We start from the raw sequence: 13,876 nt of genomic DNA on the forward strand, positions 1-13,876 counted from the left end.
ATCAATCATAAAAAAGAAATGAAAATCAAACTATTATCAAGATTATTACTTTTCACTTCACTAGCATTATGCAGTTGTAAAAAGGAAGTAAAATCAAATAATGAAACAGCTTCAGCAAAAAGCAAAACAAAGCAACCAAACATTGTTTATATTTTAACCGATCAATGGCGAGGTTCTGCACTGGGTTATTCCGGAAATCTAGATGTAAAAACACCCAATTTAGATGCCTTTGCCAAGGAGTCTGTAAATTTTACCAATGCCGTTTCGGTAACACCGGTTTGCACACCACATAGAGCCGCATTGTTTACAGGTAGATTTCCTACAACAACGGGCATGTTTTTAAACGATTTGTATTTCCCTGCCGAAGAACTTACTATGGCAGAAATTTTTAAAGAAGCAGGTTATAACACCGCCTATTGGGGAAAATGGCATTTAGATGGACACGGCAGAAGCACATATATTCCAAAAGAAAGACGCCAAGGATTCGATTTTTGGAAGGCCTTAGAGTGTTCGCATAATTACACCAAAATGCCGTATTACGATAACGATAACCAAGACATGAAAATTTGGGGCGAGTATTCCCCTTTTGCCATTTCAAAAGATGCTAATAATTATTTAGCAAAACATGCTAAGGACCAAAAGCCATTTTTAGCAGTAATATCTATAGCAACACCACATTACCCACATCATTCTGCTCCCAAAAAGTTCAAGGATATGTATCCACCAGAAACCTTAACATTAAATCCAAATGTAACTAAAGCCCAGGAAGCAAGAAGCCGTAAAGAATTACAAGGATATTACGCACATGCTACGGCCACAGACCAAGCTATTGGTTTGGTTTTTAATAAAATAAAAGAACTTGGCTTAGATAAAAATACCATAATTGTTTTTTCTGCAGATCATGGAGAAATGATGGGCGCACATGGTGTTAAAGCGTTCATTAAGCAATTAGCTTGGGACGAGTCTATTAGAGTTCCCTTTTTAATTAGCTACCCTTCCATAGGAAATCACAAAGGAAGCACAGTAAATGCTCCAATTACAACTCCCGATATTTTGCCATCCTTGTTAAGTTTGTCTCAAATAAATATTCCAGAAACTATCGAAGGCGAAGATTTGTCCAATTTAATTAAAAACCCAGATCCAAACGTAGATCGAGCAGCCTTGGTAATGAATGTTGCACCTTTTGGCGCTAATTATAACGATGCACCCTATCGTGCCATTAGAACCAAGCAATACACCTATGCCATTACACCAGATGGTCCAAGCATGTTCTACGATAATATTAAAGATCCTTTTCAGCAAGACAATTTATTAGGAAAGCAAGAGCTAGCAAGCATTCAACAGGATTTAGATACTAAGCTACATACCAAACTTAAAAAAATAGGTGACCAAATAAGACCAAGAGATTACTATTTAAAAAAATGGAATTATAAATTAAGCATGGATAAAAAAGCCATAGATTGGTGGAGTTTCGATAAAGGCGAAGGCCAAGTACAATCGCCCAAGCCAGTTATCAATTAGCCATAATTGGGGCGTTACCACAAGGGTCGGGCTTTCACTAGTCGCTCCTCCTAAGGTCGGGAGCTCCAACAGGCCGTTCAAACCCTAACGCAAAGTAGTCCGCCAAATCATTTTTAAACCCTAAAATAAAGTTTGTCAACAAACTAAAACCAAAATGAAAAAAATAATCTTATTAATTTGTATTATTGGCAGTATATTAAAAGGTGCCGCACAAAACAAAACACCAAATGTACTTATCTTTTATGTCGACGATTTAAGAGCAGAATTAGGCTGCTATGGTAGCCCCACGGCAATAACCCCAAACATAGATAAATTAGCAACCCAAGGTGTTAAGTTTAATAAGGCTTATGTACAACAAGCTATATGTGCACCATCAAGAATGAGTACCTTAACAGGTTTACGTCCGCAAACCTTAGGTATTTATAGTATTTTTACACCACTTCGTAAAGTGCATAAAGAGCTAGTAACCATGCCACAACTTTTCAAAAAAAATGGTTATAAAACAATAAGTATTGGTAAAGTATACCACCATAGTGTAGACGATAAAAGTAGTTGGACAACTCATTTTCCTAAAGAAAAAAACAGTTATGTAAAGCCAGAAAACATAGCACTTATGGAACGCTTAAAAGCAGAAGGAGTAAAACCTTTAAAAGGCCCAGCTTTTGAAGATGCCAACGTAGAAGATGAAGCTTATAAAGACGGGCGAGCTGCTAAATATGCGATAGAAACACTTCATAAACTTAAAAAGGATAAGTTTTTAATGTTTGTAGGGTTAAGTAAGCCACACTTACCGTTTAACGCACCCAAAAAATATTGGGATTTATATAATAAAGATAACTTTAAAATACCGTCTCGAGAAAAACCAGAAGGGATGTATAGGTTGGCACTAAGTAAGTGGGGCGAATTAAAAGGCTATCATGGTATTCCCAAAAGCGGCGATTTAAACGACGATTTAACACGTACCTTAATACATGGTTACCATGCATCTGTAAGTTATATTGATGCTCAAGTAGGGAAAGTGATGCAAACGCTAGAGGAATTGGATTTACGCAAAAACACCATGGTTATTTTTATGAGCGACCATGGCTATAAAATTGGCGAATATGGTGCTTGGTGTAAACACTCCAATGTAGAAATTGATGTAAGAGTCCCATTAATTGTTAGTAGAGAAACCAATTATAAGAAAAGAAAAGTTGGTAAAACATCAAATGCCTTAGTAGAAAACGTGGATATATTTCCAACGTTAGTTGATTTATGCGGATTAGAAGGACCAGAATCCGACGGTAAAAGTATCCTTCCTATTATTAATAAACCAAATACTAAAGGCGATAAAGTGGCTACAAGTGTTTATGCTAGAGGCGATAAAATAATGGGAGTAACTGCAACAGACGGTGTTTGGAGGTTTACCGAATGGAGAGATTCTAAAACACAAGAGGTTTTAAGTGCAGAACTCTACGAACATAAAAATAGTTCATTGTCTTTTGTTAATTTATCAGGGCAGGCTAAATACAGAAAGGTAGAAGATAAAATGAGACGTCTTTTAGAGTCCGAAATCCCAAAAGATCAAGGGGCATTTTTACAAAATGACAAACCAAGAAAATAAAAAAAGGAATACCAAAAAGTACAAACTAAATTAGAATTAAATTGTAATGAGTCTAAAGAGAAAAATCAAATTCCATCTATCGCTATTATTCGTGTTTTTTCTGTTTGCTTCGTGCGGGGAGTCCAAACAAGAGCAGCAAAATGTTGCAGAGAGTAATCGAACAAAATTCAATTTAAATGTCGGATGGAAGTTTATAAAGTCCAACCCTGAACAAGCCAATCAAGTCGGTTTTGATGATGCTAATTGGGAAGACATCAGTTGTCCGCACACCTTTAATGATGTCGATACCTTCGACGATTTAAGCCACGGTCATCACGATGGAGAGGATAACCAATGGCGTGGTACAGTATGGTATCGAAAGCATTTTCAATTACCTGATTCCAATAAGGGAAAAAAGGTATTCATTGAATTTGAATCAGTGCGCCAAATTGCCGATGTATATATCAATGGCGTACGCCTAGGACAAAACCAAACAGGGTTTATTCCTTTTGGTTACGATTTAACGCCGTATTTTAAATTTGGTGAAGACAATATTATTGCCGTTAAGGTGAATAATGATCGTGGAGACCATTTTAGAGATAACTTTCCTTTAGTATGGAATCACGAGCATTGGCACCCAACCCATGGTGGAATATACCGCAATGTGTTTTTGCACACCATGGATCCGCTGCATATAACTCTACCACTTTACGATAATTTGGAAACTTTAGGGAATTATGTGTATGCCGAAAATATTAGTGAAACCAGTGCCGATATTACAGTAGAAACCGAAATTCAGAATGATTATTCAGAAGATAAACGTGTTTCGGTTATTACGCAGGTAGTCGATAATTCAGGAAAAGTAGTAGCAACATCAACTACCGAAAAAAATATTTCTAGTGGGGATAAAGTTATTGTTAATGCAATTACACAAGTTAAAAATCCGAAATTATGGTACACCAGACACCCGTATATGTACTCGGTTATTACTGCCATAAAAGCAGATGGTAAAATTATAGACTCACATGAGTCGCCATTAGGAATTCGCAATTTTGAATTTAATAAAGACAGCGGATTCATTATTAATGGTGAAAATGTAAAATTACACGGTTGGGGCCAAAAGCCAACCAACTCTTGGGCCGGTTTAGGTGCTGCATTACCAGATTGGTTACGTGATTATACCTTTCAGTTAATGGACGAAGCAGGTGGGAATTTTATCCGTTGGGGACATTGTGCTAGTTCGCCTGCAGAAGTTGATATGGGAGATAAATACGGTTTTGTTACCCTAATGCCTGGAGTTAGTGGCGAATCGCAAGATGAAGGCGAAACTTGGGATATTCGTATTAAAGCCTTTAAAGATTTAATTGTGTACTACCGAAACCATCCGTCAATTTTCATTTGGGAAGGTGGTAACTGGGCAGAAACCGAAGCACATTACAAAGAGATTTTAGAGGTTATAGACACGTTTGATCCTAAAGGGAAACGCCTGATGGGTAATAGAAGAGCCGATGTTAAAAACGATTCAGAAGGTTATGTGTCTATTGAAATTGGTACAGAAGGTTGGGAACGAGAGTATCCCGATTTACCAATTGTTGAAAGCGAGTATAATCGAGAAGAAGCACCACGACGTATTTGGGATACTTACTCACCAGATGATTATTTTTATTCGCACCCAAATATTAAAAAGAACACCTATAAGTTAAGTTCAGAAGAATTTGCGGTACGTCAAGCCGATCATTGGTGGAACAAAATGGGAAAAAAGGCCTACCATGTAGGTGGTGCCAATTGGGTGTTTACCGATGGGCCTCACGGTGGGCGTTGCCCAACGGAGGTTACTCGTGCTAGTGGCGAAGTCGATGCGGTACGTCTACCCAAAGAAGCCTTTTATGCATTAAAAGCCATGTGGCGTCCAGAACCACAAGTACATATTGTAGGGCATTGGAATTACGAGCCAGGAACTAAAAAGCCCATGTATGTCATGTCTAATTGTGCAGCGGTAAAATTATATGTGAATGATAAATTAATTGGAACAAACAATACGCCGGAAAATGGCTATGTCTTTAAGTTTGATGATGTCGCCTGGGAAGCAGGTGAAATTAGAGCCGAAGCCTTTATAGACGATGCATTAAAAACAAGTCAAACTAAAGAAACGGCAGGAGAACCTGCTGCACTAAAACTAACATCAATCACCGGACCAGAAGGTTGGATGGCAGACGGGTCGGATATTGCTTTAGTAGATGTAGAAGTTGTTGATGCCAGCGGAAAGCGTTGTCCGTTAGCCAAAGGTCGTGTAAATTTCACCATTTCTGGACCAGCAATTTGGAGAGGTGGTTACAATAGCGGAAAACCAAATACTACAAATAATTTGTTCTTAGATATTGAAGCGGGAATCAATCGTGTGGCCGTGCGTTCGGTTTTAGAAGCTGGGTCGGTAACAATTACTGCCAAGCAAGAAGGCGTTAAAGATGCGAGTATTACCCTCGAATCTTTACCAATAGAGCTTGAAAACGGGTTGACAACAAGAATGCCTCAGGTGTTTATCGATGTATTAACCGAAGAACCTTTACCGGCTTATACTCCAGAGATTCCAGAGTATGTGCCTGGTGTAAAAAATAGAAGTGATTTATTTAAAAAGTTTAGTTATACCGGAGATGGTAAAGCCGTTTTAAGAACCAATATGCATTGGGGTAAAAAGGCTTATACCGATTTAGAATACAACTATACCCATTTACCAAGGTATTTAAATAAAGCCGAATATGTGCGTCCTTCAAATTTAGATAACCGCTATTGGGCACGTGACCAATTGCAATTCATAGCAGGTAAAAAAATGCACATTTATGTGTTGCATGATGATACCGTACCAAGACCAGATTTCTTGCTGCAAGACTATAAAGATAATGGAGATAATGTATTTGTTGGAGAGGTTGTAATGTCAGTATTTCACCGTGTTGCCGAAGCAGGAGAGAGTATTATTATGGCTGGAAATAGTGATGGTGATACACCAGTAAACTGTAGAATGTACACCGTAATGGCAAAGCAATTTTAAAATATAATTATATGAGGTTAAATACTTATAGTTTTTTACTAGTACTTTTTTGTTTATACTTAAACAACTTATCAGCTCAACGCATAGAAACCAATTTCAATAATAATTGGAATTTTATTCTACAAGATAACACTACTTTTTCTCAAGAAAATTTAGATATAGCTTCTTGGCAAAACTTAAACGTACCTCACGATTGGTCTTTTGAAAAAGGCGTTCGTAAAGGTGGCGATCAAGGTCAAGGTGGTGGGTATCACGATGGTGGTATTGGCTGGTATCGTAAGGGATTTAGTATAAAAAAAGAAAGTCTTTCAAATATAACATACATCAATTTTGATGGCGTGTACATGAATAGCGAAGTTTGGGTAAATGGAAATCATTTAGGCAAAAGACCTTATGGATACATCAGTTTTCGATACGATATTTCAAAGTATTTAAAAGAAGGAAAAAACACCATTGCAGTTAGAGTTGATAATAGTTTAGAACCATCTGCACGTTGGTATCATCCATGTGGCATTTATGCGCAAGTAAAATTGATTGAAGTAAATCCAACTCATTTTGAACCCAATTCTATTTTTATAAAAACACCTTCAATTTCAGATAAGAAAGCTACAGTTTCTATTGATGCTGAAATTTCAAGTATCAAAAAAGGATTGAAATACAATGTGCAATTATTCTCTCCTTCAGGAAAACAAATCAATAGAAATTCTGAAAAGTTAAAAATAACAACTCTTGTTGTTCAATTAGAAGTTGAAAATCCAAAATTATGGAGTCCAGAAACACCAAATGTCTACAAAGTAGTTACTCAAATTTTGGATGGTAAAAAGGTTATTGACGAAATTGAAACGACTTTCGGATTTAAAACGATAAAATGGGATACTAAAACTGGTTTTTGGCTGAATGGCAAAAACGTAAAACTTAAAGGTGTTTGTGAGCATTGGGAAGGTGGACCTGTTGGAGGCGCATGGACAAAACCTATGTTACGCTGGAAATTACAATCTTTAAAAGATATGGGCATCAATGCCATTCGCCCGTCACACAACCCAACACCGCCTATGTTTTATGATATCTGCGATGAAATCGGGTTATTAGTTATGGATGAAATTTTTGATGGATGGCACAAAAAAGCACCTCAAGATTATGGCAAACAAGCCTTTGATGAATGGTGGCAACGCGATGTAAAAGAATGGATTACAAGAGATAGAAACCACCCAAGTATTTTTGTGTGGAGTTTGGGGAATGAAACCCATAGTGATGTTGCCCCAGAATTGGTGAAATTCGGAAAAAGTTTAGACCCAACGCGCTTGTTTACTTCGGGTGCCGGAAATCCAGAAGACATGGATATTTTGGGTGTTAATGGAGGTTCCGAAACAAAGTCATTTATTGAAGGTAGTTCGTTTGATAAACCTTTTATTTCTACCGAAGCACCGCATACATGGCAAACTCGTGGTTATTATAGAACCCAAACTTGGTGGCGAGATAATGAGTTACCTGGTACTTACGAATTACCAAATTTAACCGAAAAAGAGATTTTCTTTTACGAAGGCATCAATCCTAAAAATTGGAGAAATAGAAAACAAAGTTTCAATTCTTCCTATGATAATGCTACCGTAAGGGTTTCGGCAAGAAAATATTGGGAAGTCATGCGAGACAATCCATGGCATAGTGGACATTTTCGTTGGACAGGTTTCGATTATTATGGAGAAGCAGGTTTAGTACACGGCGGTCTGCCTTTCAATTTATTTATGGGTGGGGCTTTAGATGTAGCTGGATTTAAAAAAGATTTATTTTATTTCTACCAAAGTCAATGGACAACAGAACCAATGATTCATATGTTACCATATTGGACGCATCCAAGAATGGAAAAAGGTACTGTAATTCCGGTTTGGGTATATTCTAATGCCGACGAAGTAGAGCTGTTTTTAAACGGAAAATCATTAGGGAAAGACAAACCAGGAACGGTTTGGAACGAAATGCAATGCGAATGGATGGTGCCTTATGAAGAGGGAACTATTGAAGCCGTTGCTTATAAAGATGGAAAGGAAGTAAAACGCACCTCTTTTTCAACCAGCAAGCAACCTTCAAAATTAAAGACAAGTATTCAAAAGTTAGCAGCTGAGGATTCTTTTACCACAAGTTATATCATTACTTCGGAAGGATTAGATGAAGAAAACAACCTATATCCTTATGCAGAAAATAAAGTCTATTATAATATTCTAGGGGATGTTAAAAAGATTTCTATGGAAAACGGAAACCCAATTGATCCAACAAGTAGAACAAAATCGAACTTTAGAGCCTTGTTTTTTGGGAAAACAAGATTGTTTTTACGGGAACTACCCAAAGCTAAAAAAGCATCTATTATTACTGGTGCTGTTTTAGGAGATAAAGCCTTATATACATCAAATAAAATTACTATTGATGTGCAACAAATTGAAGTTTTAGGGAAATCTAATGTTGAGAATTTTGATACATTTTACACCACAAATGGCGATAACCCTGCAACAAATGGCACAGTTTATAAAGGAGCTTTCGAAATTTCAGATAATACAACCGTAAAAGCCATTGTAAAACAAAATGGTAAAGTCGTTTTAAAAATGGAGGAAAAATTTGGTAAAAACGAAGGATTGTTTTGGGGTGATGAGCACTCTAAAGATATGTGGATTGGAAGAGGTGTTAATATTTCTGCTGAAGAAGGTCTTTTAGAGGGAGAAGCAAAAGTAAGTAAAGATGCACATCGTTTTAAAGGAAGTGGGTTTGTTCGATTTGATGGTAAAGAAGGTGCAATTACATTTTATCAAGAAAACGATGGGGAAGAGGGCGATTATAGTATGCGTTTTCGATACATGCACAATAATGAGGGCAAATTACATCCAATGAAATTATATTTAAATGATGAGTTTGTAAGAACCTTAGAATTCAAATCAACTGGAGGTTGGGAAAAAGAATGGAAGTTTGTTCCGGCTATTTTAAGACTGAAAGCAGGAGCAAATAATATAAGAATAGAAACTTCAGGGGAAAGTGGACCTTATATTGATGAATTGTTTATTGATTAACAAAACAAACTATGAAGATAATTTTATATGTGCTAGCAGTATTATTAGTGATAACTATTTTGATATTTAAGTTTAGCCGAAACAGAGACAGTAAATAACACCATGATATGACAAGAAAATTAGGGGTATACAAAAAAATAGTTGTTGCGCTTTTTATTAGCATATATGCTTGTACGGGCGCTCAAAAGCATCAAGAAAAAGTTCATATCATAGAATATGAAGCATTAGAAGCACAACAAAATCAAATCAAAAATGGCGATGCAAAAGCAGTTGAAAACTATAAAGCATTATTAAAACAAGCCGATAAATTATTAACTATTGAAGGGTTTTCTGTAGTAAATAAAGAGGGTGTTCCGCCTAGTGGAAACAAACATGATTATATGAGTATTGGTCCGTATTGGTGGCCAAATCCAGAAACCCAAAATGGTTTACCTTATATTAGAAAAGATGGTGAAATAAATCCCGAAACTCGAAATAATTTTACAGATTTTACGGCAAATGCAAATTTTCTTTCAACTGTAAATACCTTAACGAAGGCTTATTTTTATACCAATGAAAATAAATATGCCAATAAAAATTTAGAGTTGATACAAACATGGTTCTTAGATGAGGATACCAAAATGAACCCTAATGTTAATTATGGGCAGTACGTTCCTGGGAAATCAGACGGAAGGTGTTTTGGTATTATAGAATTTGAAAGTATTAACAATGTGCTAAAATTTTTAGAGCTAGCAAAAGATAGAAAAATACTAGATAAAAAGACAGAAGAAGGTATGATTAACTGGTTTACCGATTATAGTAATTGGTTAAAAAATAGCAATCTGGGTAAGGAAGAAGCCACCCGAAAGAACAACCATGGTACCAATTATGATGTGCAACTGCTAAGCATTTTATTGTATTTAAATAAGGTTGAAGAGGTCAAAGCATATTTGTCAACGATAACTAAATCTAGAATTTTTAGTCAGATTGAACCCGATGGAAGTCAACCCTTAGAATTAGCAAGAACCAAATCATTTTCTTATTCGGTTATGAATTTACATGCCTTTTTAGAATTGGCACGTTTAGGAGAAAAAGTAGGTGTGAATCTTTGGAATGCAACTTCAGAAGATGGTAGAAGTATCAAAAAAGGATATCAATATATGTTGCCTTATGTAACCAACGAAAAAAAATGGAAATATAAGCAGATTAAAGATATAAAGCATTCTAGAGAAAAGTTTACAGCTGATTTAAAAAAGGCTCGTAAACTATTTAAAGAAGATGCCTTTAACGAAGTATTAGAACAATTGAATCAAATATAAATGAAAAATATAACATGCCTCTTTTTAATAGCATTTTGTTTTTGTTTCAGTAATTGCACTGAAAAGAAAAAGGAGCGTCAACTTTTAACTTTAGAAGAAGGTTTTAAAAATCCGCCACAAGCATCAAAACCCAGAACGTGGTATCACATCAATAGCGGAAATGCTTCTAAAGAAGGCTTTACCAAAGATTTAAAAGCCATAAAAGAAGCTGGTATTGGTGGTGTTTTGGTATTTAATGTATCTATGGGATTACCAGAAGGCAATGTAAAATACAACTCACAAGAACATCGTGATATTTTAACCCACGCAGCCAAAGAATGTGAGAAATTTGGATTGAGTTTTGGTGTACATAACTGTGATGGCTGGACCTCTAGTGGTGGTCCTTGGGTAACCCCAGAAAACGCCATGAAAGTAGTTGTAAATAGTCAAGTGATTGCAGAAGGAGGTAAAGCAATTAACATAAAATTGCCACAACCACCAGCAAGACATAACTATTACAAAGATATTGCTGTGGTAGCGTATCCATCTTTGGAAACTGAACTGATTGACGACAGTGTAAACCCTGTAATAACATCTTCAGATAAAGGATTTAAAGTAGGGTTAGCAACTGACAAACAAACCAATACACATGCAGATTTAAAAGCAAAAGGTTGGGTGCAATACGACTACGGAAAAGCACACACCATTCAATCAATGAATGTATTTATCAATAAACGTAAAGGACGATTAACTTTATTAAAATCTGACGATGGTGTCAATTTTACAGTAGCTCACAAACCAAGAGAAGAACGTATTGGTAAAGATGAATGTTATTTCTACGAAAGTTTTAAACCAGTTACAGCCCGCTATTTTAGAATACAAACCGAAATGGATGCGGGTATTTATGAGATGCAACTTTCCGCAAGTCCTGTTTTAGGAAATATAATGGAGTACACGTCTTATAGAAAAAATAGACGCCCAATTGGAAATACCGATGCAAAAGCATTCATTAAAAAAGAGGACATCATTGTTTTAACAGATAAAATGGATGCCAATGGTGTTTTAAAAACAACATTATCAAAAGGAAATTGGACCATTATGCGTTTTGGTTTTACAGCTTCTGGCGCAACAAACGAACCGTCTTCAGATGAAGGGAAAGGATTAGAAGTCGATAAATTCAGTAAAAAAGCGTTGAAAGTACATTACGATGCCTTTGTAGGAAAATTGGTTGAACAAGCAAAAGTTGATGCGCCAAATGCCTTGCAATATGTAGAAATAGATAGTTATGAAGTTGGACCACAAAACTGGACTGACGATATGGAAAAGCTATTTGAAAAAAGGTTTGGTTATGATTTCACTCCTTTTTTATTGATGTATGCAGGTAAAAGTATTGAAAATAAAGAAACTGTTGAAGCTGTTTTTTGGGATATGAAACAATTGGTAAGCGATTTAATGGTTACCAATTATTTCGATTATTTCACAGAATTATGTCATCAAGACGGATTAATATCTTACATAGAGCCTTACGGTTTTGTGGGACCTTTTAATAGTTTAGATGCTGGGCGACATGCCGATATTCCTATGGGTGAGTTTTGGTTAGGAAAACCTAACAATCATAAACGAGCAGCTGTGTCTGCTGGTCATATTTATGGAAAAAACGTAATTTCTGCAGAAGCCTTTACAAGTACCAAATTAAACTGGGGTTTTCATCCGGCTTTAGCCAAACAAAAAGGGGATTACGAATGGACAAACGGAATCAATGAATATATGTTTCATCGTTTTGCGCATCAATCGAATACCCACGTAAAACCAGGAATGAGTATGAGTTTTGTGGGGTCTCATATTGATAGAACACAAACTTGGTGGGATAATGCAGGCCCAGAATGGTTTAATTATTTAGCAAGAGGTTCGTATATGCTGCGCCAAGGAAATCCGGTGTTAGATGTGTTGGTTTTTGTGGGTGATAGAGCACCAAATCACGTTATTCACGCCAACCAAATGCGGCCTAAACTTCCAGGAGCTTATAAATATGATTGTGTAAATTCTGATGTAATTGTAAATCGACTAACAGTAGAAAACGGAAAATTAAAATTACCTAATGGTATTAATTATAATGCATTGTCTTTGCAAAGAAACGATATCATCAACCTAGAAACTTTAAGAGGTATTCATAAACTATCACAACAAGGCGCGTTAATTATTGGTAAGAAACCCAAAAAATTGGGTGGGTATAATATTTCCAAAGAAATGGAAGCTGAATTTGATGCTTTAGTAAAAGATATTTGGTCTAGTAAAAAAACATACAGCACTGGCGAATGGGAAGAGATTTTAGAAGAAAATAAAGTTCAAAAAGATTTAATTGTAAAAGGGCAACCCGAATTTAATTTTTACCACAGACGTACAGAAAACGAAGATATCTATTTTGTATACAATCATAATTTAACAGAAGCTGATACACTAAATTGTAGTTTTTTGATTGAAGGAAAAATACCAGAATTATGGAATGCAAAAACAGGTGAAACTACAAGGTTAGTAGAGTACACCACCAAAAAAGGAAGAACCGATATTTCCATTCCAATGTATCCTCAAGAATCGGTTTTTGTTGTTTTTAAACCAGCAAAAGCAAATCAACCTAAAGTTACTTATACAGAATCTAATGATTTGCCAAAACCTACGTTCAGTTTAGACAGTGACAATAATTTACAGGCCGAAGTTTATGCAAATGGAAACTACACTGCAAAAGTAAATGATTTAGAAAATTGGACTATAGAGGTAAGTGATATTCCAAATCCTATCGAAATTAAAGGCAATTGGGAAATTAATTTTAGAGAACAAGATTTTTACAAAGCGACCCTGCAAACAGACGAATTGTTCGATTGGACCACCCACGCTAAAGAGGAAATAAAACATTATTCTGGAACAGCCATTTACAAAACAACCTTCAACATAGAAAAAGGAATGTTGCTATCCGATAGACAATTTCAACTCAATTTAGGGAAAGTAAATGTTATTGCAAAAGTTATTTTAAATGGAAAAGAAGTTGGTGTAAGTTGGATATCACCACATTCTTTAAATATTACGACAGCTCTAAAAGAGGGTAAAAATACTTTAGAAATTCAAGTCACCAATCAATGGACGAATCGTTTAATTGGCGATGAAAAGTTACCAAATCAAACAGAATATGATGTAAGAAGAAGTAAACAAGGTTTTGGATCTGAAGATTACAGAGGTAAATACAAAAAAATGCCAGATTGGTATAGGAATAATCAACCGCTTCCAGAAGGGCCAAGAAAAACTTTTAGTGTCTATTCGTTTCAAAAAGCAACGGATGAACTGTTACCCTCTGGATTACTAGGTCCTGTAACGATTTCTACATCAAAAATTATAAAAAAGTAATTAC

At 35.8% G+C, this 13,876-nt stretch carries 6 protein-coding genes; all 6 read left to right on the forward strand.

Annotated elements, in window-relative coordinates; translation table 11 throughout:
* Window positions 1–18 precede the first annotated feature (18 nt).
* A complete protein-coding gene (locus tag ACJJV4_RS00215; RefSeq protein WP_405290919.1) occupies window positions 19–1,521 on the forward strand; it encodes a sulfatase in 1,503 nt (500 codons plus the stop codon).
* 154 nt (window positions 1,522–1,675) lie between these two features.
* Complete coding sequence (locus tag ACJJV4_RS00220; RefSeq protein ID WP_405290921.1) at window positions 1,676–3,124, forward strand: sulfatase; 1,449 nt, start codon at window positions 1,676–1,678, stop codon at window positions 3,122–3,124.
* Between the two features lie 46 nt (window positions 3,125–3,170).
* Complete coding sequence (locus ACJJV4_RS00225) at window positions 3,171–6,149, forward strand: glycoside hydrolase family 2 protein (protein WP_405290923.1); 2,979 nt, start codon at window positions 3,171–3,173, stop codon at window positions 6,147–6,149.
* 11 nt (window positions 6,150–6,160) lie between these two features.
* Window positions 6,161–9,199, forward strand: a complete 3,039-nt coding sequence (locus tag ACJJV4_RS00230; protein WP_405290925.1) for a glycoside hydrolase family 2 TIM barrel-domain containing protein — start codon at window positions 6,161–6,163, stop codon at window positions 9,197–9,199.
* A gap of 107 nt (window positions 9,200–9,306) precedes the next feature.
* Window positions 9,307–10,497, forward strand: coding sequence for an alginate lyase family protein (locus ACJJV4_RS00235; RefSeq protein WP_405290927.1), 1,191 nt, complete (start codon window positions 9,307–9,309; stop codon window positions 10,495–10,497).
* Window positions 10,498–13,872 carry a glycosyl hydrolase gene (locus ACJJV4_RS00240; protein WP_405290929.1) on the forward strand — a complete coding sequence of 1,125 codons (3,375 nt, stop codon included), beginning with the start codon at window positions 10,498–10,500 and terminating at the stop codon, window positions 13,870–13,872.
* Window positions 13,873–13,876 lie beyond the last annotated feature (4 nt).

Origin of the sequence: Algibacter sp. Ld11 (genome assembly GCF_045066735.1) — a bacterium.
GTDB lineage: Bacteria > Bacteroidota > Bacteroidia > Flavobacteriales > Flavobacteriaceae > Algibacter.